General features: G+C 65.2%; 23 protein-coding genes and 1 pseudogene. 13 read left to right on the top strand and 11 right to left on the bottom strand.

Features of this window, described 5'->3' with window-relative positions; genetic code table 11:
• The first annotated feature begins 38 nt into the window (after window positions 1-38).
• From K1X41_RS12375 to K1X41_RS12355, 5 genes are all read left to right on the top strand, one after another.
• A complete protein-coding gene (locus tag K1X41_RS12375; RefSeq protein WP_220174751.1) occupies window positions 39-1319 on the top strand; it encodes a sensor histidine kinase in 1281 nt (426 codons plus the stop codon).
• Window positions 1316-1993 (top strand): response regulator, encoded by a 678-nt coding sequence (locus K1X41_RS12370; protein ID WP_220174750.1) that lies wholly within the window; start codon window positions 1316-1318, stop codon window positions 1991-1993. The genes K1X41_RS12375 and K1X41_RS12370 overlap by 4 nt, the downstream gene beginning before the upstream one ends.
• 58 nt (window positions 1994-2051) lie before the next feature.
• Window positions 2052-2753, top strand: a complete 702-nt coding sequence (locus K1X41_RS12365) for an SDR family oxidoreductase (protein ID WP_220174749.1) — start codon at window positions 2052-2054, stop codon at window positions 2751-2753.
• 100 nt (window positions 2754-2853) lie between these two features.
• Window positions 2854-3381: a MarR family winged helix-turn-helix transcriptional regulator gene (locus K1X41_RS12360; protein ID WP_220174748.1), complete on the top strand. Its 528-nt coding sequence runs from the start codon at window positions 2854-2856 to the stop codon at window positions 3379-3381.
• Window positions 3365-4183: a DNA alkylation repair protein gene (locus K1X41_RS12355; protein ID WP_220174747.1), complete on the top strand. Its 819-nt coding sequence runs from the start codon at window positions 3365-3367 to the stop codon at window positions 4181-4183. Before K1X41_RS12360 ends, K1X41_RS12355 begins: the two co-directional genes overlap by 17 nt.
• Here K1X41_RS12355 and K1X41_RS12350 read toward each other — a convergent pair.
• The 5 genes from K1X41_RS12350 to K1X41_RS12330 all read right to left on the bottom strand — a co-directional run bounded on the left by K1X41_RS12350 (window position 4180) and on the right by K1X41_RS12330 (window position 8985).
• A complete protein-coding gene (locus K1X41_RS12350) occupies window positions 4180-5556 on the bottom strand; it encodes a cryptochrome/photolyase family protein (RefSeq protein ID WP_220174746.1) in 1377 nt (458 codons plus the stop codon). The genes K1X41_RS12355 and K1X41_RS12350 overlap by 4 nt on opposite strands.
• 45 nt (window positions 5557-5601) lie before the next feature.
• The gene (locus K1X41_RS12345; RefSeq protein WP_132201863.1) at window positions 5602-6330 is read right to left on the bottom strand and encodes a DsbA family protein; all 729 of its coding nucleotides are present in this window, start codon (window positions 6328-6330) and stop codon (window positions 5602-5604) included.
• Complete coding sequence (locus K1X41_RS12340) at window positions 6327-7307, bottom strand: cytochrome c oxidase assembly protein (protein ID WP_258566543.1); 981 nt, start codon at window positions 7305-7307, stop codon at window positions 6327-6329. Before K1X41_RS12340 ends, K1X41_RS12345 begins: the two co-directional genes overlap by 4 nt.
• Before the next feature lie 87 nt (window positions 7308-7394).
• Window positions 7395-8192 carry a M23 family metallopeptidase gene (locus tag K1X41_RS12335; RefSeq protein ID WP_243735968.1) on the bottom strand — a complete coding sequence of 266 codons (798 nt, stop codon included), beginning with the start codon at window positions 8190-8192 and terminating at the stop codon, window positions 7395-7397.
• A 307-nt stretch (window positions 8193-8499) separates the two neighbouring features.
• Complete coding sequence (locus K1X41_RS12330; protein ID WP_132201861.1) at window positions 8500-8985, bottom strand: hypothetical protein; 486 nt, start codon at window positions 8983-8985, stop codon at window positions 8500-8502.
• 155 nt (window positions 8986-9140) lie between these two features.
• On the opposite strand from K1X41_RS12330, the gene K1X41_RS12325 reads away from it, so the two are divergent.
• Entirely contained in the window at window positions 9141-9374 is a 234-nt protein-coding gene (locus tag K1X41_RS12325) for a hypothetical protein (RefSeq protein WP_132201859.1), read from the top strand.
• A gap of 449 nt (window positions 9375-9823) precedes the next feature.
• Here K1X41_RS12325 and K1X41_RS12320 read toward each other — a convergent pair whose 3' ends face one another.
• Window positions 9824-10504 carry a fasciclin domain-containing protein gene (locus tag K1X41_RS12320; protein WP_220174745.1) on the bottom strand — a complete coding sequence of 227 codons (681 nt, stop codon included), beginning with the start codon at window positions 10502-10504 and terminating at the stop codon, window positions 9824-9826.
• 259 nt (window positions 10505-10763) lie between these two features.
• Here K1X41_RS12320 and K1X41_RS12315 point away from each other — a divergent pair, with 259 nt between their 5' ends.
• The 3 genes from K1X41_RS12315 to K1X41_RS12305 are packed head-to-tail and all read left to right on the top strand — an operon-like array spanning window position 10764 to window position 13971.
• Window positions 10764-12491, top strand: coding sequence for a cytochrome c biogenesis protein DipZ (locus tag K1X41_RS12315; protein ID WP_132201855.1), 1728 nt, complete (start codon window positions 10764-10766; stop codon window positions 12489-12491).
• Between the two features lie 44 nt (window positions 12492-12535).
• Window positions 12536-13135, top strand: coding sequence for a sigma-70 family RNA polymerase sigma factor (locus K1X41_RS12310; RefSeq protein WP_243642773.1), 600 nt, complete (start codon window positions 12536-12538; stop codon window positions 13133-13135).
• Window positions 13132-13971 (top strand): anti-sigma factor, encoded by an 840-nt coding sequence (locus K1X41_RS12305; protein ID WP_220174744.1) that lies wholly within the window; start codon window positions 13132-13134, stop codon window positions 13969-13971. Before K1X41_RS12310 ends, K1X41_RS12305 begins: the two co-directional genes overlap by 4 nt.
• Before the next feature lie 146 nt (window positions 13972-14117).
• Here K1X41_RS12305 and K1X41_RS12300 read toward each other — a convergent pair whose 3' ends face one another.
• The 3 genes and pseudogenes from K1X41_RS12300 to K1X41_RS16185 all read right to left on the bottom strand — a co-directional run.
• Window positions 14118-14891, bottom strand: a complete 774-nt coding sequence (locus tag K1X41_RS12300; protein ID WP_132201851.1) for an IclR family transcriptional regulator — start codon at window positions 14889-14891, stop codon at window positions 14118-14120.
• A 28-nt stretch (window positions 14892-14919) separates the two neighbouring features.
• On the bottom strand, window positions 14920-15117 hold the full coding sequence (locus K1X41_RS16190; protein ID WP_396426479.1) for a helix-turn-helix domain-containing protein: 198 nt from the start codon (window positions 15115-15117) through the stop codon (window positions 14920-14922).
• Between the two features lie 268 nt (window positions 15118-15385).
• Window positions 15386-15931, bottom strand: a pseudogene (locus K1X41_RS16185) (cupin domain-containing protein); the annotation flags it as partial.
• 164 nt (window positions 15932-16095) lie between these two features.
• On the opposite strand from K1X41_RS16185, the gene K1X41_RS12290 reads away from it, so the two are divergent.
• From K1X41_RS12290 to K1X41_RS12275, 4 genes are all read left to right on the top strand, one after another.
• Window positions 16096-16872 (top strand): SDR family oxidoreductase, encoded by a 777-nt coding sequence (locus tag K1X41_RS12290; RefSeq protein WP_220174742.1) that lies wholly within the window; start codon window positions 16096-16098, stop codon window positions 16870-16872.
• Between the two features lie 93 nt (window positions 16873-16965).
• The gene (locus K1X41_RS12285; RefSeq protein ID WP_165875549.1) at window positions 16966-18207 is read left to right on the top strand and encodes a styrene monooxygenase/indole monooxygenase family protein; all 1242 of its coding nucleotides are present in this window, start codon (window positions 16966-16968) and stop codon (window positions 18205-18207) included.
• Window positions 18208-18251: 44 nt separating this feature from the next.
• On the top strand, window positions 18252-18761 hold the full coding sequence (locus K1X41_RS12280; RefSeq protein WP_207907362.1) for a flavin reductase family protein: 510 nt from the start codon (window positions 18252-18254) through the stop codon (window positions 18759-18761).
• Entirely contained in the window at window positions 18758-20344 is a 1587-nt protein-coding gene (locus tag K1X41_RS12275) for a phytoene desaturase family protein (RefSeq protein WP_220174741.1), read from the top strand. Before K1X41_RS12280 ends, K1X41_RS12275 begins: the two co-directional genes overlap by 4 nt.
• A gap of 269 nt (window positions 20345-20613) precedes the next feature.
• Here K1X41_RS12275 and K1X41_RS12270 read toward each other — a convergent pair whose 3' ends face one another.
• Both K1X41_RS12270 and K1X41_RS12265 read right to left on the bottom strand, forming a co-directional pair.
• The gene (locus K1X41_RS12270) at window positions 20614-21009 is read right to left on the bottom strand and encodes a RidA family protein (protein WP_132201843.1); all 396 of its coding nucleotides are present in this window, start codon (window positions 21007-21009) and stop codon (window positions 20614-20616) included.
• Between the two features lie 9 nt (window positions 21010-21018).
• On the bottom strand, window positions 21019-21789 hold the full coding sequence (locus tag K1X41_RS12265; RefSeq protein ID WP_132201841.1) for a cyclase family protein: 771 nt from the start codon (window positions 21787-21789) through the stop codon (window positions 21019-21021).
• Window positions 21790-21866 lie beyond the last annotated feature (77 nt).

Below are 21866 nucleotides of genomic sequence, written 5' to 3'. Positions count from 1 at the left end.
CGCAGCGCACAGCTGCGCAGCACAGAGAGGGACACTGAGTGACCGAGACAGGCGATCTCCGACTCCGAGTCGAGGACCTCCAGGTGCGGCCGCGACGGTTCCGCTCCTGGCTCCGCGCTCACCCGGTGCATGTCGCCGTATGGCCAGCCCTGCTCGCATGCACGCCGCTCGCGCTCACCATGCTCCTGAGCCAAGCAGAACTGAGCTGGTGGGGTGCGCTGAGCCTCCCACTCGTCTGCCTCGCACTGGTGTTCCGCAAGCGAGCGCCCCTGACAGTCCTCCTCGTCGTCGCCACCCTGTGCACCCTGAGCCCGCTCGTGAGTTCCTGGCCACCATCGCCGGTGTTTCCGGTCGCAGCACTCGCGGTGTTCACCCTTGCAGCCGAGCGCGGTCTGGGTTGGGCAGCGTCCGGGTACGTCATGGCGATCATCATCACGGCCGTGGCGACAGTCCCGAACTCGCTCGCCGGCGAGCGCTCGGTGCCGGCATTTGGAATCGATCCGTTCACGATCGGCGCGCTCCTCCTCGGATTCTGGGTGCGGCAGCGCCGTGAGCGCGAGGTCTGGCTTGCAGAAGTCGTGAACGAGCGAATCGAGCGCGCTGCACTCGCCGAACGCACCCGCATCGCGGCCGAGATGCACGATGAAGTGGCGCACTCCCTCACTGTCGTCATTAGCCTGGCCGGTGGTGCCACGGCAGCCTGGGAGACACACCCGGATCGGGCACGCGCGGCGGTTGCGTCGATAGCGCAGGTGGGCAGAGACTCGCTCGAGCGGATGCACGGCGTACTGGGCGTACTCCGCGGCGCAGACCGGAAGCTCGACGATGCGCTGCACACCTCCGGTGCGACGCTCCCGACGCTTCAGGAGCTCGCCGCTCGGTTCCGCTCCGCTGGTCTTCCGGTCGAGTTGTGCGTCATTGGCCCGGATCCCACCCGCCTCGCCACCGCCCACACTCCCGCGGAGGATCCGCGCATGCGCCATGCCGTATCCCGAATCGTGCAGGAGGCACTCACCAACACCCTGCGCCACGCCGCTGACGCGACCGGCGCCACGGTACTCGTGAAGGGCACCAGCGACGACGTGACGCTCATCGTGACTGACAACGGTCGCGGGCTCTCGCCCCGAGCATTCCCTGAGCACCCTCGATATCGGGCCATCTTGATACCCGCCACGGCAGCACCATCCAGCCCACGCGGATATGGCATCACCGGGATTCGCGAACGCGCGGCGGCGCTCGGCGGCACCGCTGAATCAGGCCCTACTGCGAGCGGGTGGCGCACGAGCGCACGCCTCCCCCGGATCCGAGGCGCGGCATGAGCATCAGCGTCCTCCTCGTTGACGACCACGCCCTCATCAGGCAGGGCAATGCCCTGCTCATCGATTCGACCCCCGACCTCACTGTGGCGGGTGAAGCTGCCACCGGAGAAGATGCCGTGCGGCAGGCACGCCGACTCCTCCCAGATGTGGTGCTCATGGACGTTCGAATGCCAGGAATCGGCGGGATCGAGGCGACCAGACAGATCGTCTCGGGAACACCCGACACCCGGGTGCTCGTGTTGACCACGTTTGATCTCGACGCGTACGCCTTCGGGAGCCTGACGGCCGGCGCGAGCGGTTTCCTCACCAAACGTGCGACGCCCGAAGAACTCACCGGGGCGATCCGTCTCGTCGCAGCCGGCGAATCAGTTCTCGCGCCGCGCGCCACCAGACGCCTCATCGAGGCCTTCGCTTCGGCCCCAACACAACGCGGCACGAGCCGCTCGCCCGGGCAGGCCTCCGAGGCTCCGGATCCACTCGCGCTCCTCTCGCCGCGCGAGCTCGACGTGTTCATGGGGATCGCCCGAGGACTCTCCAATGCGGAGCTCAGCGCGGAGTTCACGCTTTCGCTCCCCACGATCAAATCCCACATCAACCACATTCTTGCGAAACTCGGGGCACGCGACCGAGTGCAGCTCGTCATCCTGGCGTACACACGAGGTCTCGCCCGGTAGCCGCGCGGCGCTCGCAGTCTCGGTACCCCATCAGTTCCTCCGTGGGATACTTCGGAGCATGCGAGCACTCATTGTCGGCGCCAGTTCCGGGCTCGGTCGCGCCCTCTTCGACGGCCTTCAGCGTGACGGTCACGAAGTGTTTGGTGTGGCCCGTTCAGTCCCGCACGGCGGCGATCTCACGCACTGGATCGCCGCAGACTTCCGTGACCCGGCACTCGCGGCAGACACCGTATCTGCCGCGGCACCGGCCGAACTCGACGCGGTGATTTACAACCTCGGCGTGTGGGAACCCTCCGCATTCACCCCCGAGTACGAGTTCACCTCGCAGGAGGACACGGTGACCGTCGATCTGATTGCGACGAACGTGACCGGACCGCTTCTGCTATTGCAGCGCCTCATGCCTCGCTTGCTCGCGAGCAAGCGCCCGCGGGTTATTCTCACCGGATCCACTTCTGCGCTGCCAGGCAACGGCCGCCCCGAAGTCGCGTTTGGCGCGTCCAAGACCGCCCTCAATGGCATTGCCGAAGCGCTCCGCGAAGGCTACCGGGCCCAGCAGCTCGCCGTCACCACGCTCCAACTCGGCTCTCTCAACACGGAGGATTCGCTCGACGTCGACCGTGATATCGCGGCAGCACGAGAGGGCGGCTCCCTCATCCCCGTGCATGACGTCGTCGCAGTAGTGCGGACGGTACTCGGGCTCTCGTCCGCGTCGTTTGTCCGCGAGGTGGTGCTCCCCGCGCTCCGAGACGAGCGATTCTGAGCGACTGTTCCCCCGGTGAGCACGGGCGCGTTTGCGCCAGAATGACTCGTCAGATCAGACATCTTCATTAATTAATTAACCTCTTGATAGTATGGTGGTTATGAACTCGCTCTTTGCTACAAAACACGAGCTCCTGCTTGAGCACACGGGCCTCCACACCGAGCACGCGCACCTCGTCATGGCGGTGCTGCGCACCGCCACCATGATCGACCGTGACTGCACTGCTCGGCTCGCAGAATTCGACCTCACAGAGGCCCGCTTCGCGGTACTGCTCGCAGTCTCACAGGGCGCGGAACCGGGCTCCCCTGGCAGCACACCAGCCACGATCGCGGAGCAGCTCGACGTTTCACGCGCTGCCGTGACCGGGCTCATCGACGGACTCGTGCGGCAAGGCTTCGCGGCCCGCAACGCACACGCGAGCGACCGCCGCTCTCTTGCGGTGTCGATCACCGATGCCGGCCGGGCGGCGATCGATGCGCTGCGCCCTGTCTACGGCGAGTGGCTCGGACAACTCACCCGCGGACTCGACGCAACGACGGCGAGCACAGCGCTCACCGCGCTCAGCACCCTGCAGCGCAACCTCACCACGAGCACTGCCAGTGCCAGCGCCAGTGCCTCAGCACACTAAGGGAAGGGGTGCCAGTCGCACCCGCGACATCACCCCGGAGCACCTCGCCGCATTGAACTCCGGAACGGCGCAGGCGCGCACCCTCACTGAGGCGCTTGCGGTCGACCACCGGCGTCTCCTCGCAGCGGTCATCCCAGACGCGAGCCGAGAGCTCACTGCCGCGGTGGACGCCGCACATGAGCTCGGCATCCTCAAGCGTATGACCGCCATCGGGCACGCACTCACCACGTTTCTCGAGCCGGGCCAGCTTGCAACACTGCGCAGCCACCCATCAGACACGGCGCGTGGGTGGGTGTGCTTTGCCATCGGCGCGGCAGACGAGCGGGTGCCAGAGCGCGATGCGGCGCTGGATCTCGACCCCGCAGCCAGAATGGCACGGCTCCTCACACGGATCCGACCGCTCGCGGACGATGCCTGCTTTACCGTGCGCGAGTGGGCGTGGATGGGGATCAGGCCCGCCCTCATCACCCACCTGCACACCGTGATCGGTTGCCTCACACCCTGGACTGCCGAGGCTTCGCCGTACCTGCGACGCTTCGCGAGCGAGGCGCTCCGGCCGCGTGGAGTGTGGGCTGCACACATCGGCGCGCTCAAGTCCGAGCCTGAACTGGGCGAAGCACTCCTCGAACCGCTGCGCAGCGACCCTGAGCGCTACGTCCAGGACTCAGTAGCGAACTGGATCAACGATGCTGCTCGGACACGACCAGACTGGGCGCACGCGCTGGGCAAGCGCTGGCTCGCGGAAAGCCCCTCACCCGAAACAACCCGGATCGTGGCGCGCGGGCTCCGATCACTGAGCTAACCGGGCTCGATGGGCTCGCCCGCGGAGACCCCGGTACCAGGTGTCGATCCGCGCGCAGCATCGTACGCTGCCAGCGCGGCGACCCGGCTCGCCCGCAGATCAACAATCGCAGGGGTGAGCAGACTGTCCGGGGCCCAGTGGTCGGTGTATTCGCCGCCTCGGTCGAACTTCTGCTGCTGCGTGAGCGGGTTGAATATCCTGAAATACGGAGCAGCGTCCGCGCCGCACCCGGCCACCCACTGCCAGTTGAACGGGTTGCTCGCGGCGTCCGCATCGACGAGTGTGTCCCAGAACCATGCCTCACCGACCCGCCAATCGATGAGCAGGTTCTTCGTGAGGAATGAGGCAGTGACCATTCGCACACGATTGTGCATGAATCCGGTTTCCCAGAGCTCGCGCATTCCCGCGTCAACGAGTGGGAAGCCAGTGCGGCCCAGCTGCCAAGCAGTGAGCGCCTCGCCCGGAGAATCTCGCCAGGGGAACGCGTCAAATTGCCGGTTCAAGCCACGCGTGTGCAGATCCGGGGCACGGAAGAGAGTGTGCCACGCGAATTCACGCCACCCCAGCTCGGATAAGAACATCCCAGTGTCGCTCCCCGCCGCGAGCGCGCGGTGCCACACAGTGCGCGGGCTGAGCTCGCCCCAGCGCAGGTACGGCGAAAGCTCCGATCCCGTCTCACTGGCAGGAAAATCGCGCCCCGGTGCGTAGTCGGCTGCGCGCTCTCCAAGGAACCGTTCGAGTTGGGCAATCGCTGCGGCCTCACCCGGTTCCCACCGCTCTGCGAGCCCCGTCGCCCAGTCAGGCGATGCGGGCCGCAGCGCCCAGCTGCTGAGATCGTCGCTCGCCGGTTGGCGCGGGGCAGCGCGCACTGCCTTCGGCGCCTGGAGCGGAGCCTCCGGAGCAGCGGCGTGGAGACAGGCTCTCCAAAACGCCGAGTACACCCGGTACGGCTCAGACTGTCCGTTCAGAATCGTCCCAGGCTCAAACAACACGTTGCCGAGTGCGGAGTGGGCGGCGATCCCGGCCTCGCGGAGTTCAGCTTTTAACGCGGCGTCTGTGGCCCGTTCGGCACTGTAGCGCCGGTTCCACAGCACCCGATTCGCCCCTGACTCTGCAGCCACCTCGCGCACGACGGTGCGCGCCGCGCCCCGGCGCAGAATCAGCGGAACACCACGCTCTGCCAAGGCATCTCCCAGCTTGGCCAACGAGCCGTGCAACCACCATTTGGCGGCTCCCCCAAGCGGCCGCGAACCGGGGGACACTTCATCAAGCACATAGAGCGCAACGATTCCATCGGAATCGGCTGCCCCGGCGGCGAGCGCCGGGTGGTCCTCAAGCCGGAGGTCATCGCGGAACCAGACGAGAGTGGTCATGGTGCTCTAGTGTATGCAGTCGGTTCCGAACTCCTGGTGTGCTCGCTACTGCCGCGCCGCGATTGCCCGGTCGAGTGCATCGGTGATGTCTGACAGCTGTGTGGGATCGAGCGGCTCGCCGTCGACGAAGAAGGTCGGAGTGCCTTGCACTCCGAGGGCCTGTCCGGCGGCGAAGTCGGCCTCGACCCGTTCTTGTGTCGCCGGATCCGCGACCGCAGCATCGAAGCGATCCATGTCGAGCCCGAGTTCTTCAGCGAAGCCACGGAATCGTGGTGCCTCAGACTCCTGCCGCTCTCCCCACTCGGTCTGCGTCGCAAACATCTGGCGGTACATGCCCTCGAACTCGCCCTGCTGTGCCGCGGCCTCGACTGCGATGGCCGCGTTCATAGAGTTGAGGTGCCCCGGGATCGGGAAGTAGCGAACCACAACGTTGACCCGGCCTTGATAGTCGTCCCGAATGCCCTCAACGACCGGATACAGTGCCCCGCAGGCCTCACACTCGAAGTCGAGGAATTCAACCAGCGTCGGAGCATCAGGTCCTGCGTCGTCAAGAACGTGCGAGTCGTCCGTCACCATCGGCACGCGTGCAGCGGGTCCGCCCGCGCCAAGGGCCTTCGGTTCCGAGTTCGACTGGCTGATCACGGCCCCGAGAATCAGCACGAGGAACAGTGCAAGCACAGCCGGGATCGTGATCACGGCTGCCTTCGCCGAAGTACTGAGGCGCTTGCGAGGCTCTGGCGTTGCAGTGGGACGAGTGGCTGGATCATGGGTCATGGCTGGGTCTCCCTGTCGGGGGTGGGCTGGGATTGGAACTGGGGCTGGCCCTCGCGTGCAGCGACGGCAGCAAGGTACGCGTTGTATTCATCGAGGTCAGCGTCTTCTTGAGGCTGTCGATGCCGGGCAGCTCGAAGGTCGCTCGTGCGCCACTTGGATAGGGTGACGATCAGCACGATGAGCAGCGGGAGTTCGCCGTAGGACCACACCAGGCCACCGCCGATGGCCTGGTCGAGTGCGCGAGTGATCCCCCACTCTTCGGGTTCATCTGAGTACCAGCTGAACAACGCGCCTCCGGCTCGCAGCAGAATGAGGCCAAACAGCGCGTGGATCTGGATCTCGATCACCACGTCGATGAGGCGCACAACGTAGGACGGCGTGCGGGGCAATTGATCGAGCGACCACAGCGGTGCAGCCGCGATGACGCCCGACACGAAGAGCAAGGTGAGGAGGATCAGATGCCCGCCAGGCACTGCCAGGATCCAGCTCACCGCGTCAGTGAAGTACAGGGCTGGAAACGCGAGGCCCGCAACGACAATCGCCACCGCCGGGTGGAGCAGCGCGTAACTGATCCGGGATCGCTGGCCAGTGAGAGCCACGCGCAGTACAGGACGGCCGATCCCCTGCCGCGGCGTAGCGCGCAGCAGGAGCCGGCCCGGTGCGCCCATGAGGAGCAGCGGAGGCACGGCGACCATCAGCGTAATGTGCTGGAACAAGAGCACGGAGACAAGTTCGCCAGCGTACGCGTTGAGGCTCAGCCCCGTAGCGGCGAACCAGAGCGTGCAGCCAGCGACGAACGACAGCGTCGATCCGATCCCCCAGCGTTTTCCCTGCACCCAGAGCGTGATCGCACCGATGAGGTACATGACCAGGGTGGCCACAGCGAGCCAGGCGAGCGGGGAGGCACTCAGCGGATCGAACTGGACCAGGTCGCTCAGGTCAGAGCTGTCGGATGCACCGACATTTGCAGGAAGCACGCGAAACACGTCTTTCTCTCGGAAGTGCAGGGGTGTGGAGGAGCTGGGTGCGGGAAAACTCGGGCGTGGTGAGGCTCAGAAGCCCCGCTACTTCGCGTGTGCAGCGAGGAACGGCAACGGATCGATCGGCACGTCGTTCTGCCGCATCGCAAGGTGGAGGTGCGCGCCGAATGACATTCCGGTGTTCCCTACCCGGCCAGCCGTATCACCCTGTTGCACTGCGTCGCCCACTCGCCAGTCGTGGGAGCTGTCCTGCATGTGGCAGTAGCGGCTGGTGACGTTCGTGCCATCGATCCGATGCTGCACTTTCAACGCAAAACCACAGCCGTCAGCGGCAACGCCCGCTTCGGAGATCACACCGTCGGCCACGATGCGGATCTCTGCTCCAGCGCCAGCGTCCATGTCCTGGGCATCGTGGAACCCGGCCACCGGCGCTGCACGGGCACCAAAGGGATCAGTGAGCGGAACTTCGCTGTCGAAGGGGTAGCGAGTGGTCGCATCGGGAAGGCTGCGGAAATCGATTCCCGCGGCGAGCAGTTCCTTCTGGTTCTCCGGAGTCGCCTCAAGCACGGCGTCGATTGGCGCCAATGCGCTCTCTAACGCCGATCCGCCTCCGCTCAGCAAGAGTTCCTGGGGCGCGGCATCCGCAGCGGCCGCGACCGCTGCTTCGCCGGGTCCAGCTGCGGGCAGAAGACCCGCACTGGCGAGCACGCACGCGCAGCCTGCAACCGCAGCGACGGCCAGCGTGCGGTGCACCGCTCGCTGGGATCGCTGCAGCGGGAGGTCGTTGGGCAGGGTCTGGCGCCGTGGAGGCGAATCTTCCAGCATCTCGGTCGGGCGGAAATGTGGCGCCTGGGTCAGCACGAAGCCCGGGGCCGCCTGCACAGAGACATCTGCCGCGCGTACACTTCTGCGACTCGGATACGACCGAGGGTCGGGGTTCCTTGCGGACCCGGCAGTCACCACATCCCTCCGAGCACAAACGGCACGAGGCACGCCGTTCCGATGGCAAGCGCGGCAACGCCGGGGACAAAGTAGAGCGGCTTCTTCAGCGGGTTCTTTTGGTGGCTCACAGTTCAATTCCAATTCAGTCAGATCGCGGGCGCACCAGAGGGCCGGCTCACTCATCGAGCGGGGCCACGGGTACGCCAGATGGACCGCGAAGCGTGGTTCGCGGAGAGCGCGAGCGCGCTCAGGTCCGACTGATGGAGAAGAGGAGGTAGAGCGGGCGGCGGCGAGTGGGGATCGCGCTCACGAATCGCCAGATTTCGGGTTCCTGACGCGCGCGCGGAAGGTTTCGACGCAAGCGGAGCAGGCGCACGGCACACACCAGAGTGATCAGGAGCGCGAGCATGCAGGCGGTGACGAGTTCGAGGCTGATTGATCCCTGGCGAGCGAGGTCGGGGTCAGAGGCCATCGCGTGAGCAGCTGGATCTGCGAGTGCCGGGAGCCCGGCTGCTGGCGCCGCGACGCCGTCGGTGCCAGATGTGCGGGTGCTGCTGGCGTCGGATCCGCTGACGCTGGCGCTGTTCATTGCACCCTGCACGAGATGCGGAGCAGGCGTGTCCGTGTGCAGGTGCATCCCGACGAGTCCGAGGATGAGGAAGGTGACAACTGCACCGAGAGCGAGCAGCGTCTGTCCAGAGCCACGCCAGGTTCCCCAAGCACGTGCTGGCATCGATACATCACCTCCTCGAATTAGGTAACAAAATAGCATCGAAGCGGTAATCTTGCAGCCAGATTTCAGGGCAGTGGGCGGTAGATCAGGGAAATGCCCGGCGGAATGCCGTGTCAGTTCGGCGAGACTGCGAATACGCCGCTAAAGTCTCACTCATGACGTCAGCAAGTTTTCAGCGCCTCCCCATCGAGGTCCAGGACATCGTGACCCTCGGGCTGGAGGACGAGATCCAGACGGCCTTCGAGCTCATCGGAGAGGCAAAGAAGTCAGGATCGCTTTCGGTCGAGGAGATCCGTTTCCTTGAGGGCGACATCCTCCGCGCTTCGGGGCTCCGCGCCCGTCTCACTGGCGAGGAATCCCCGACACTCGCCAACAAGAGCAAGCCGTAAGCCTCAGTTTCGCAGTCCGAGCGTTCCTCGCTCAGCCCAAGATTTCACTTCTCGAACCGTGAGCGGCTCCGTATTTCGGGGACGTTCACTGTGGCGACCCATCGAATTCTCTGAGTTCTGACGTCATCGCCCGTAGCGTGACCTCTGTGGCGTCGGAGTCGTCGACGCTGGTGGGCGGTGCGGTTGCCAGCACTCCGAGCGCCCGAGCGGCGCGCCCACCCCACCCTGCCAGGCACGTTCCCGGGCCTCGCCGCGGTAGACTGAGCACAGCCATCGACCACCTACTCGCCTAGGTGATCTGGTTAGACCTCGGTTGAGTGATACTAGCGCTCAGCCGAGGTTGATTTGTTTCTGCGCCTGAATACCGCCCCGCACAAACATACGGCCACCCGTGCACACCTCGGGACGGCGGAGGCGCAGACGAGTGACCGTATGTGAGCGGTGAGGGGTTACTGCTCGTCAGCCGGGGGCATCAGTACCCCATCAACGAGGTATACGACAGCGTTGGCAGTTTGCACGCCACCACAGATCACATTTGCTCCGTTGACCTTGAGCGAGTCACCCGAACCGGTCACCTCAAGCTCGTCGCCTTCGACGGTTTCGTGTGTGCCAGCGACGTCGCTTGGCTCAATCTGCCCAGCCACCACGTGATAGGTCAGGATTTTAGTCAGCAGGTCCGAGTCGGTCTTCAGCGTGTCAATGGTCGCGGCATCGATCTTGCCAAAGGCATCATCGACCGGAGCAAACACGGTGAATTCGGAGCCGTTGAGGGTGTCCACCAGATTGACGTCCGGGTTCAACTTGCCGCTGACGGCTGCGACGAGTGTGGTGAGCATCGGGTTGTTCGACGCTGCGACCGCGACCGGATCCTGCGACATGCCCTGAATCGAGCCAGCCCCATCCGGTACAGCCTCGGCGTATGCACTGCAGCCTGAGCCCACAAGGTTGGCTGCCGGATCCATCGTGTCCGTCGAGGTGCTCGGCATGCTCTCCTCTTCGCTCGTCTGCGGCGCTGCCTTGCTTTCGCTGCCCTCATCCGTTGCAGCGCCCATTGAACAGCCCGTCAGCGTTGCCGCCCCAATCACAGTCAGAGCAAACGCGGTACCGAGGGTCTTCTTCGTCTTGAACATGGTTCCTCCTCAGAGAATCGATCCGCGGATTCCCGCGGCTTGTGTCGTCTTCGGAGCCGCTCGACTCACGGATGGGAAATCTGGGAAAAAACTTTTCAGGCCCCGGAGCAGGGCGGCTCCCCACGGCATTCCAGCTGCCGTCGTGCCCCGACCCTTCGCCGCTCCAATCCGATCTGCCGCCGGCACCGAACTACTCAGCAACACCACTGGCCCCGGCACACCCGAGGGGTTCAGCACCAGCTCCCAGAGAGGGCTCCTCATGGATATCGTGCTCATCGGTCTGCTCGGCGGACTCATCACCGGCATCTCACCCTGCATTCTGCCTGTACTGCCCGTCATCTTTCTCACCGCCGGAGCGCAACCCACTGCACCTGGCAAAGCGCCCGAGGTCATTCATGCGCGTAGGAGCAGGCCGTATTGGATCATCGCCGGCCTCGTGCTCAGCTTTTCCGTGGTCACGCTGCTCGGCTCCCTGCTGCTCGGTCTGCTCTCAATCCCTCAGAGCACAATCCGTTGGGCAGGCGTGGCCGTGCTCGCGATCATCGGTGTCGGCATGCTGTTCCCCGGGTTCGAGCAGCTCCTCGAGAAGCCCTTCCAGCGTCTTCCTCGGCGCAAGGTCGGTGATGGCGGCAACGGTTTTGGTATGGGTCTCGCTCTCGGCACCGTCTTTGTACCGTGCGCTGGTCCGGTGCTCGCAGCGATCATCGTCGCCGGCGCGACCGGAGCGATCGGTATCGACACGGTACTCCTCACGGTGTCGTTCGCCCTCGGCGTCGCTGTGCCCCTGCTCATCTTCGCGCTCGCCGGGCGCAGCGTCGCCCAGCGCATTCGAGGCTTCCGGAAGCGAGAGCGGACCATCAGGATCGTCGGCGGCATCGCGCTCATCGCGCTCGCCATAGGTCTCGCGTTCAACGTGCCCCAGGCACTCCAGCGTCTCCTCCCGGACTATACCTCCGGCCTCCAGCAGGATCTCGCCGAAAGCGATGCTGGCCGGAGCGCGCTCAGCCTCGGCGGGCTCATCACCGATGAGAACCGTGACCTCGACAAGTGCGCGAATGACGCTCCTGAGCTGAACTCCTGCGGCACTGCTCCCGAACTGAGCGGCATCGAGGCGTGGCTCAACACTCCTGAAAACTCAGCGATCGATCTGCAACAGCTCCGCGGCAAGGTCGTCCTCATTGATTTCTGGGCATACTCATGCATCAACTGCCAACGCTCGATTCCACACGTCGTCGCGTGGGATCAGGCATACCGTGATGCGGGGCTCGCAGTGATTGGTGTTCACTCTCCCGAGTACGCGTTTGAAAAGGAGCGCAGCAACGTGGAATCTGGAATCGCAGATTTTGGGATCGAGTACCCGGTCGCGCTCGACAACGATCTCTCCACGTGGACCAATTACCGCAACCGCTACTGGCCGGCGCACTACCTCATCGACGCGAGCGGAACGGTGCGCCATATTTCCTTTGGTGAGGGCAACTACGACACAACGGAGAAGCTGATCCGAGAGCTCCTTGCAGATGCGCACCCCGGCGTGAAGCTGCCAGCCAAAACCGGCACTACCGATGCGACACCTGAGCTCGGCAGCACAACACCGGAGACGTTCCTTGGCTCGTCAAAGGATCGGAACTTCGCTGGCCCGGGCGACTACCGTGCCGGATCCCGGAAATTCACATTCCCGGAAGACCAGTCGAAAGACACGTTTGCGCTCTCTGGCGCGTGGACGGTCGAGACGCAGTTCGCCACGCCGGGAGACGACGCCCAAGCTGACGCCGCAATCCGGCTCACCTACCGCGGGCAGGAAGTCCGCACAGTCGTTGCCGGGTCCGGCACGATCGAAGTTGCCGTGAGCGGAGGCGGCACACGCACGATTGACGTCGGGGGTACTCCGCGCTCAGTGCGACTCGTGGAGAGCTCAGACCCGGCCGCTGGCACGCTCGACCTCACCGTCACACCCGGGGTCCAGGTCTATTCATTCACATTCGGATGAGACTCGCGCGGGTCATACGAGGGGTGAACGGAGGTGTATGCGTCATGCTGGAGGAGATGGTCATCGATGGGGTCGAAATTCCGGGGGACGGCGGAGGCGCTGATCCGGCCGATGTGGCACTCACGCGCGCAGCGCGCGGCGATCAGCGCGCCTTCGCCCAGCTCTACGATCTGCTCTCCGCTCGGGTCTTCGGGCTGATTCTGCGGGTGCTCATCGATCGAGCCCAGAGCGAGGAAGTGCTGCAGGAGGTGTTCCTCGAAGCCTGGCAAACGGCGAACACCTTCGATGCCGAACGCGGTCGCGCGCGCACCTGGCTCCTCACGATTGCCCATCGGCGGGCAGTAGATCGAGTGCGAGCATCGCAGTCTTCACGCCGCCGCGACCTGGCAGGCGGCGCACGCGATCTCGCGGTCCCCGTGCCAGGTATTGACGAAGAAGTGGCGCTGCGTGTCGACGGCGAGCAGGCGGTGCGTGGTCTCGCCTCACTCCCAGAACCCCAGCGGAAAGCGATCGTGCTCGCCTACTTCGGCGGCTACAGCCACACGGAGATCTCGGTGCTTCTCGGAGCGCCGCTCGGTACCATCAAGACGCGCATTCGGGACGGACTGTCCCGGCTCAGGACAGCATTGGAGGAGACACGATGAACGAGCACGAGTTCCGTGAGCTCTCCGCCCTGCGCGCGGTGCACGCACTGTCGCCAGATGAAGAGCAGGTGTTCTCTGCAACGCTCGCCGCACATCCCGAGTGGCAGTGGATCGTGGAGGAGGACCGCGCCACCGCGGCCGCCCTGGGCGCCTCCGTGCGCGAGGTCGCCCCGCCGGTGACCGCCCGCGCCTCAATCCTGGACGCAATCGCGCTGGCGCCACAGTTTGAGCGGGCAGCACAGGATCCGGATCCGATCCCGCACCCGCACCCGCGTCAAGCAGACCTCACCGAAGTCCCCGAGCTCGCCGAGTACGCTGACGATGACGAATCTGAGCTCTCGGCCAAACCTCGGCGCCGCCTCGGGTGGCTCGTGCTCGCGGCATCCGTGGCCATCTTGCTCGTGTTTTCGTTCTCCTTCCCACTGCGCGGCCTGCTGGCCCCGCCGGATCCGGTCACGGTCGCACTCGAGCAGCTCGCAGCCGCACCGGATGCACAGTACGTTACGGCCCCAATTGCCGGAGCAGGACAAGCCACGCTGCACTGGTCACGCGCCAAAGGGGAAGCCGTGCTCGTGGCGGCGGGCCTTCCCGAGCTCGCGGGATCGCACGATTTCGAGCTCTGGATCGTCCGAGACGGGACACCGAAATCTCTCGGTCTCGTCTCCGTCGATGCCCAGCGGAATGCTGCCGTGCTGGCATCAGATGTCCAGCCGGGCGATGCGCTCGCGGTCACCGTTGAGGACCGTGGCGGATCTGCGACCGGTGCGCCGACAACCGAGCCGATCCTGGTCGTTGCGACTCCCGCTTCGAGCCCCGGAGGCCTCGAAGAGACATAGCGGCCGAGTCGCCTGCAACGAGAACTCGCAGGCCCCGGCGCGCGCGAGCCGCCCCGTCTGCGCAACCGGCGTGTCTGCCGCCGCCGTGAGCCGCACGACGGCAGAGCGTTGTGACTCTGGCGGAGACCCGCGTCCACCCGTTGCGGCTAGTACGCCAGCAGCGTTTCGATCTGGCCTGCCGCGGCCTGCAGTTGCCGCAGCAGCTCCTTCTCGCGCGGGCTGAGCGTGTCCCCGTGGGCTGAGATCCCCATGCGAGACAGCGGCGCGGCAACCGTCAGACTACTGATCACTTCGCCGTTGGGGCGGCGTACGGGCACCGCCAGCGCATACATGTCAGGCTCCGATTCGCCGCGGTTTCTGGCGTAGCCGAGACGCGCGACGCCCGTGAGCTCGGCGCACAGCAGCTCCGGATCCGTCACCGATTCCGGGGTCGCCGCTTCGAGCGGCCGCCGCAGATACAGCTCCGCAAGCCGGTCGGAATCGAGTGCGGCAAGGAGCACTTTGCCACCGGCAGCGGTGTGGGCGAGCGGTCCTTGCCCCACCCGGCTCGTGACCCGGACGGGCTGCTGGGACTCAACCGACGCTGCGAAGAGACAAATCGGTCCGCGCAGCACCGTCAAGTGCACCGTCTCCTGTGAACTCCGCTGCAGTTCGTGCATCACCGGCTCACTCACCGCGACACAGTGCTCCAACGCTGACACCGCTGAGGTGAACAGCATCGCTGATCCGAGCTCATAGCGTTTCCCATGCGCCTCTTGCCGCACGAAACGCTGCTCACGCAGCGTGCTGACAAGACGGTGCGCTGACGATCCACCGACTCCAATCTCGGCCGCGATCTCCGAGAGCTTGAGCGGTCCGCGGGCACGCAAGAGGTGCAGAATGTCGAGCGCCTTCGACACTGAGTTCAACGTTGCGGCCATAGTGTTCGCGAGTCTACTTGCCCGTCCGCTAGCGACGCAGCGTGTCACCCGGTGACTCCGCGAAACGCCTCCGGTACTCGGTCGAGAATCGGCCGAGGTGTGTGAATCCGGCACGCTGCGCGATTCCCGTCACGGTTTCGCGCAGCGGATCCGCCGCCTCCAGGAGCGTATGCGCGTGCCGCAGCTGCGCCTCCCGCAGCAGCGCCGTCGGCGTGGTTCCGCGCACCGCGCGCACGTGCGACTGCAGCGTGCGCAACGGCACTCAAGCTGCGCTGCAATCTCGAGCACACTCGCCCCCTCCGCAGCACCCCCCTCGATGCGATCCTCGAACCGGCGCACCAGCGCGTCCCCGGCGTCACTCGGACGCGTTCCACACTCGCCCAGGTGCCGAGCGAGCGAGTCACCGAGTTGTCCACCGCGCTCAGCAGCCGCGTCAGCAGCAGCTCGGCTGAGAGCCGCCGTGCGTAGGCGCCATCTGCGCTCCCACGCTCGAGCACACTGTGGTGGTCAAGCAATGCCCGCAGGAAGTCGCCGCCCACCACGGTATCCAAGTGCAGATGCAACCCCAGCTGCAGCCGCTCGCCATCGACCCCGTACATCGCTTCTGCAACCGTGCGCAACCGGGACCGTTCGGCGTAGAGGATCAGAGTGGGCACGCCGGTGTCCCAGCGCATCGTAAACTCCCGATCGAGCGGAGGCACTGTCGCGACCCGCGACGACGACTGGACGAGTGCGTTGCCCACCTCCATAGTTGCGCGGCCGCGCAGCGGGATCTGGACGAGGTGGAAATTCTCCAGCCCTCCTCCGACATGGATCCGCACCGCTTCGCCGTAGTCGAGCAACTCAATGCCCACCCCTGCATCACGCACCGAGCGCAGGTTCATGTTCACCTCGCGGCGTTCAAGCGGTGCAAGATGATGGTCGCAAAAGACCGCCGAGATCGTGTCGTGCGCCTCGTCCACGGAGACGGCCGTTGTCGGAGTGCGAGACGCGAGCAGCGCCTCGGCGCGTGGCAGCGCCGCCCATGCTCGGTGCACCATCGTTGACTCCGTCCGCTGCGTTGCTTGACGTTTAACGGATAAGGCTCGCGCGCAGTGGATAGCCCCCGGCCCCGCAACCCCGTTTGATTGAGGGAAAGCATACCCGCCCTGGCCGCGCACCAATAGTGTGCGGCAGTTCAACGAAGAACCTCCGGAGGATCGCAATGCCCACACTCACCGACAAGGTGGCCCTCGTCACCGGAGGCGCCACGAAGATTGGCCGCGGCGTCGTCGAGGTGCTCCACCAGGACGGTGCCGCAGTGATCGTCGCCGACATAGATGCGGCCGGCCTCGCTCAGCTCCCTGAGGAGATCGATGCGCAGCACTGCGACATCTCCGATGACAGGCAGCTTGCGGCGCTCATCTCCGGGATCATCGAGCGCCACGGACGGCTCGATGTGCTTGTCAACCTCGCCGCGAGCTATCTCGACAACGGAGCGGAGACCTCGCGCGACGATTGGCTCACCGGGCTCAACATCAATCTCGTCAGCGGAGCCAGACTGTCGGAGCTCGCCAGACCGCATTTGGCGCAACGTGGCACCGGAGCGATCATCAACTTCTCATCGATTTCCTCCGCTGTCGCGCAAACCGGTCGCTGGGTCTACCCGGTCAGCAAAGCCGCGGTGGTGCACCTCACCAAGCTCCAAGCGCTCGACTACGCTCCCGACGGTATTCGGGTGAACTCGGTCAGCCCCGGCTGGACGTGGTCAAACGTCATTGAAGAGGTGTCCGGAGGCAATCTGGAACACGCGGATCGCGTCGCAGCGCACTTTCACATGCTCGGTCGTCTCGGCCGCCCCGAGGAAATCGGGCGCGTCGTGTCGTTCCTCGCCTCAGACGCCTCGAGCTTCGTCACCGGCGCCGACTATGCCGTTGACGGGGGATATGGGGCGCTGGGGCCTGAGCAGCGCGATCCGGCGATCCCGCTGCTCGCACCGTAGCGCTCTCCAGCGCGCACGCCCCTCCGCAGCGCTTCCACCCGTTCAGCCCCCAATGGATCACCGAAGATCCGCCGCGATTCTCGAAAGGACAGCATGTCTCAGCGTCACATCACCATCGTCGGTGCCGGCCAGTCCGGCATTCAGCTCGGCCTCGGCCTCCTCATGCACGGCTTCCACGTGCGCCTCATCTCCGACCGTACCCCCGAGGAGATCCGGGCTGGTCGCGTCGCTTCAAGCCAGTGCATGTTTTCGAAGGCACTGGAGTATGAGCGCGCCGTCGGCGTCGACCTGTGGCCGGATGCGCCCCCGGTCGAGGGCATCGGCTTCACGGTTCCACACCCAGAGCAGCCGGGCGAGAAGCTTTTCAGCTGGGCGGGGCAGCTCGACTCCCCCGCCTACGCGATCGATCAGCGGATCAAATTCCCCGCGCTCATGGAGCTGTTCACGCAGAACGGCGGGGAGATCGTATACGAGGAGGCCGATATCGCTGCCCTCGAACGCTATGCTCTCGATTCTGAGCTCGTGATCGTCGCTGCGGGGAAGGGCGAGATCGCCCGGGCCTTTGAGCGTGACACGGAGCGCAGCACGTACGCTGAGCCACAGCGTGCGCTCGCCCTCACCTACGTCACGGGCTTTGAGCCCACCCCTGACTTCTCGCGGGTGAGCTTCAATCTCATCCCTGGGGTCGGCGAGTTCTTCGTTTTTCCTGCGGCCACGATCACTGGCGACTGCCATATCTTCGTGTTTGAGGGTGTCCCGGGCGGCCCGCTGGATCGGTGGCAGGGCCTCACTCCCGAGCAGCACCTCGACGCATCAATGGACTTTCTGCGCACATACCTCCCCTGGGAGGCTGAGCGCGCAAGCGATATCGCCCTCACCGATGACCTCGGTGTGCTGCAAGGCCGCTTCGCGCCAACGGTGCGCCACCCGGTCTTACAGCTCCCCTCCGGTCGCACCGTGCTCGGTATGGCGGACGTGGTCGTCTTGAACGATCCCATCACCGGGCAGGGTTCGAACAACGCATCAAAGTGCGCGCAAAGCTATCTCGATGCGATCCTGGATCATGAGAATCTGCCCTACGATCGCGCGTTCCAGCAGAATACTTTTGAGCGGTTCTGGGCGCGGATCAAGCCTGTGGCCGACTGGACGAACGCTCTGCTGAGCCCTCCGCCGCCCCACGTGCTCCAGCTTCTTGCCGCCGGAGCGCAGTACCCAGAGGTCGCGCACCGCTTCGCGAACGGCTTCACCGACCCCGTCGATTTTGGCGATTACTTCCTCACCCCCGAAGGTAGCGAGCGCTACCTCGCCGAAGTGGCCGCGCGAGCGAACGCGTAGCCGGAAAGAACACGGAATTCATCATGCCTATGACTATGAGCACCATGATTGATTCAGACTCATTCGACCCGCGTGATTTGCGGAACGCGTTCAGCCAGTTCGCCACCGGGGTCACCGTGGTGACCACGATTGCGCCAGACGGCGAGCGGATCGGGGTGACCGCAAACTCGTTCACCTCGCTTTCGATGGACCCGCCGCTCGTGCTGTGGTGCCCCGGCCGGCATCTGCGCAGCCTGCCAGCGTTCGAGACCGCAAGCCACTTTGCGATCAATGTGCTTGCGAGTGACCAGCAGCATCTATCGAAGCAGTTTGCGACCGGATCCACCGACAAGTTCGACGGCGTTCCGTTGCGCGAAGGAATCGCGGGAATCCCGGTGCTCGAAGGCACACTCGCGACATTTGAGTGCGAGACAGTGGCGCGACACGAAGCGGGCGACCACGTCATCTACATTGGTCAGATTCAGCGATACGCGCACGCCGCAGCGGATCCGCTGGTGTTCCACGCTGGCAGCTATCATGGCACCACCACGCAACGGAGCACGGAGGGTTCATGACCACAGTCGTCATTGGCAGCGGTATCAACGGGATGGTCGCGGCCGCAGAGCTCGCGCGAGCTGGGGTCCCCACAGTACTTCTGGAACGAGCGGATCGGATCGGTGGTTTCATCGCCGCCGATCCGGAACGCACAGTCCCCGGGTTCTTGCACGACACCTATTCCTCCTGGCACCCCTTGTTCGTGTCGAGCGCAGCCTTCGGCGAGCTGGGCGGGGAACTCGCAGCGCGGGGTCTCGCTTACAGCAACAGCGAAACCGCGGTCACTGCAAGCACCGCGGACGTACAGGGCGAACGCCGCACCTCGATCGCGTACCGGGATCCTGCGCGCACCGCCGAAGGCTTTGCATCAGCGGCTGATCGCGATGCGTATCTGGGCATGCTCGAAGAATTCGGCACGCGCGCACCCACGATTTTCGGGGCGCTCGGCGCCGAGCTCGGCTCCGCCCCGGTGCTGGGCAAGCTCGGGTGGAAAGCCGTGCGCGGGCTGAAAGTTGCGGGCGTTGAGGAGCTGGCTCGCGATGCTCTGACGAGCGCACGGAGCTATCTCCGCCGCAAGTTCACCGGTTGGGAAGTGGACGCGTTGTGGACGCCGTGGGGTCTGCACTCGGGGCTAGGGCCGGATCACGCGACCGGGGGCATGATGATCCCCGTGTTTGCTGCGGCGATGCACCAGTTCGGCCTCCCGATCGTCACGGGAGGTGTCCAGGGATTCCTCACAGCGTTCGAGAGTCTGCTGCGCGATTCCGGGGTCGAGATTCGCACCGGAGTCGAGGCGGAGGAGATCGTGACTGCCGGTGGCAAGGTCACCGGGGTGCAGACCTCGGCAGGGCTTATCACGGCGGACACAGTGCTCGCCAGCGTCTCACCTGGCGCGCTCTATGGGACCCTGCTGGCTCGGGCGCCGGAGGTGGCGACGCAGCGGAAGTCCGCAACAAGCTACCGGCCAGGACGGGCGGCGATGCAACTGCACTTCGCGCTTGACAAGCCGCTGCAGTGGGAAGACGAAGCGCTGCGGGAAGTGCCGCTCGTGCACCTCAGCGATGGCTCTGGCAGCACCGGGATTGCGTGTGCGCAGGCCGAAGCCGGGTTGCTGCCCTCGTCCCCGACCGTCGTGGTCGGACAGCAGAGCGTGGTCGATTCGAGCCGGGCTCCCGAGGGGAAGGCCACACTGTGGTTGCAACTGCAGGAAGTGCCGTTTGCGCCGATCGGGGATGCGCGCGAACAGATCGACACGAGTGGCGGGTGGGACGACGCTGAGCTGCGGCAACGCTACGTTGATCGTGTGCTCGATCGGCTTGAGGAGTTTGCGCCTGGCACGAAGTCGACGATCCTGGGCACCGACGTCATCGCGCCGACCGACTTGCTTGCGGCAAACCCAAACGCGATTGCCGGAGATCCCTACGGTGGGTCGGCGGAATTGGATCAGAACCTGCGCTGGCGGCCCTTCCCCGGTTCGGCCGAGCATCGCACACCCATTGCTGGCGTATGGCATATCGGCGCGGCGACGCACCCCGGCCCCGGCCTTGGCGCTGGATCGGGCCACATTGTCGCTCAGCGCATCATCACGCGTCGCACGCGGTAGAGCGGTCGATCCCAGCACACGCAAACACGTCAGGCCTCGGCTCCGCGGCAGGAGCGAGGCCTGACGTGTGCAACCGCGGAGTCGGAGGGCGTGCCGCTCGCCACAGGTGCGCGTTGCGCTGTCTCCCCGGCCGCAGGTCGCCGCCCCGCACACGGGTGACACCCCAAAAAAACGCACCCGCGGCCGAGGAGAGTTCCACGCCTCTCTCGGCCACGGGTGCGCGCCAATACCGTGCAGGGTGCTTCGAGCACCTGCGCGACGACGCACCGCTATGCGGGGACCACGCCGGTGACTTCGATCTCGATCAGCGCGCCCGCAATGGCGAGGCCCGAGATCCCGACAATCGTCTGCGAGGGGTGTCGATCGCTCCCCTGTACTTCTTCGATCGCGGCGGTGATTACCCCGAACTCCGTCGGCGCGGTCGTGTAGATCGTGCGGCGAACGACGTCGTCCCACGTCAGTCCCGCCGCGTCCATCGCGAGCTTCACGTTGCGCATAGCTGCGGCGGTCTGCTGTCCGAGGTCATCCCCGCCCACCACGCTGAAGTCTGGCGCGATCGCCATCTGTCCAGCGATGTAGACCGTGGTTCCCGGTGGTGCGATCGTGACGTGGCTGAACCCGGGAGCTGGATGGATACCGTCTGGGGTGAGCACTGTGCGTGACATGGTGTGCCCCTATCCGTCGATCAGCGCGAAGACGCGCGACGGGCTTCCGCCTGCTCCGATGATGGGAAGCGGAGCGACGACGATGACCGCGCCGGTCGGGGGCAGCTGCGCCAGATTCTGCAACGAGGTGATCCCGTACTTGTCGTTTCCGAGCAGGTGGTAATGCGCGGGGAACGGAGGATCAAGCTCGGCACCGCGGCCGGCGTCGATGCCCACGGTCTCGACACCGACGCCAGAGATATTGGTCTCCTCAGCGAGCCACTTCGCGGCCTCGGCGGTCATGCCGGGCGTGTGAGAACCAGTGTCATCGGCGTTGAGGAACGCCTCCTGATCGTCTGAGAATCGATCCCACCCCGTGCGGAACAACACCCATGCGTTGTCGGGCAGCACACCGTGCTCCGCCTCCCACGCCTGGATATCTTCAATGGTGACCAGATAATCGGGATTCGCGGCGACCTGCGCCGTGAAGTCGAGCACCACCGCTGGGCCGATCAGTCGTTCCGGCACAATGCTCGCAACGTCGACGCCATCACGACCGCTGATCCAGTGCACTGGGGCGTCGATGTGGGTGCCGATGTGTTCACCGGTGTGGATATTCTGATGCATCCAGAAGGGGCCTGGTTCGTTGTACCGGCTCACTTCTTCCATGCTGAAGTCAATGAGATTCGCGAACGGTGCTGGCAAACGCAGCGTCGGTGTATCCGATGACAGCGTGTTCGTGAGATCCAGAATGCGGAGGCTGCCGCTCGCGAGCGCGGCAGCGATTTCGGTGGTGGTCATGATGCGGTTCTCCTCTTTGAGATGTTCGACCTGGGTCCCGACGGGGGAGTGCGGCGCCGCACTCCCCCGTCGGCCCC

The sequence above is a fragment of the Leucobacter luti genome, from assembly GCF_019464495.1.
Classification (GTDB): domain Bacteria; phylum Actinomycetota; class Actinomycetes; order Actinomycetales; family Microbacteriaceae; genus Leucobacter; species Leucobacter luti_A.
The sequence above is the reverse complement of the archived record's forward strand: the minus strand, read 5'-3'. Positions and strand labels throughout refer to the sequence as shown.

Coding starts and splice junctions, on each gene's coding strand:
- K1X41_RS12370 (WP_220174750.1), top strand. CDS start 1,316: ATGAGCATCAGCGTCCTCCTCGTTGACGACCACGCCCTCATCAGGCAG.
- K1X41_RS12365 (WP_220174749.1), top strand. CDS start 2,052: ATGCGAGCACTCATTGTCGGCGCCAGTTCCGGGCTCGGTCGCGCCCTC.
- K1X41_RS12360 (WP_220174748.1), top strand. CDS start 2,854: ATGAACTCGCTCTTTGCTACAAAACACGAGCTCCTGCTTGAGCACACG.
- K1X41_RS12350 (WP_220174746.1), bottom strand. CDS start 5,556: ATGACCACTCTCGTCTGGTTCCGCGATGACCTCCGGCTTGAGGACCAC.
- K1X41_RS12345 (WP_132201863.1), bottom strand. CDS start 6,330: ATGACCCATGATCCAGCCACTCGTCCCACTGCAACGCCAGAGCCTCGC.
- K1X41_RS12330 (WP_132201861.1), bottom strand. CDS start 8,985: ATGCCAGCACGTGCTTGGGGAACCTGGCGTGGCTCTGGACAGACGCTG.
- K1X41_RS12325 (WP_132201859.1), top strand. CDS start 9,141: ATGACGTCAGCAAGTTTTCAGCGCCTCCCCATCGAGGTCCAGGACATC.
- K1X41_RS12320 (WP_220174745.1), bottom strand. CDS start 10,504: ATGTTCAAGACGAAGAAGACCCTCGGTACCGCGTTTGCTCTGACTGTG.
- K1X41_RS12315 (WP_132201855.1), top strand. CDS start 10,764: ATGGATATCGTGCTCATCGGTCTGCTCGGCGGACTCATCACCGGCATC.
- K1X41_RS12310 (WP_243642773.1), top strand. CDS start 12,536: ATGCTGGAGGAGATGGTCATCGATGGGGTCGAAATTCCGGGGGACGGC.
- K1X41_RS12305 (WP_220174744.1), top strand. CDS start 13,132: ATGAACGAGCACGAGTTCCGTGAGCTCTCCGCCCTGCGCGCGGTGCAC.
- K1X41_RS12300 (WP_132201851.1), bottom strand. CDS start 14,891: ATGGCCGCAACGTTGAACTCAGTGTCGAAGGCGCTCGACATTCTGCAC.
- K1X41_RS12290 (WP_220174742.1), top strand. CDS start 16,096: ATGCCCACACTCACCGACAAGGTGGCCCTCGTCACCGGAGGCGCCACG.
- K1X41_RS12285 (WP_165875549.1), top strand. CDS start 16,966: ATGTCTCAGCGTCACATCACCATCGTCGGTGCCGGCCAGTCCGGCATT.
- K1X41_RS12280 (WP_207907362.1), top strand. CDS start 18,252: ATGATTGATTCAGACTCATTCGACCCGCGTGATTTGCGGAACGCGTTC.
- K1X41_RS12275 (WP_220174741.1), top strand. CDS start 18,758: ATGACCACAGTCGTCATTGGCAGCGGTATCAACGGGATGGTCGCGGCC.
- K1X41_RS12270 (WP_132201843.1), bottom strand. CDS start 21,009: ATGTCACGCACAGTGCTCACCCCAGACGGTATCCATCCAGCTCCCGGG.
- K1X41_RS12265 (WP_132201841.1), bottom strand. CDS start 21,789: ATGACCACCACCGAAATCGCTGCCGCGCTCGCGAGCGGCAGCCTCCGC.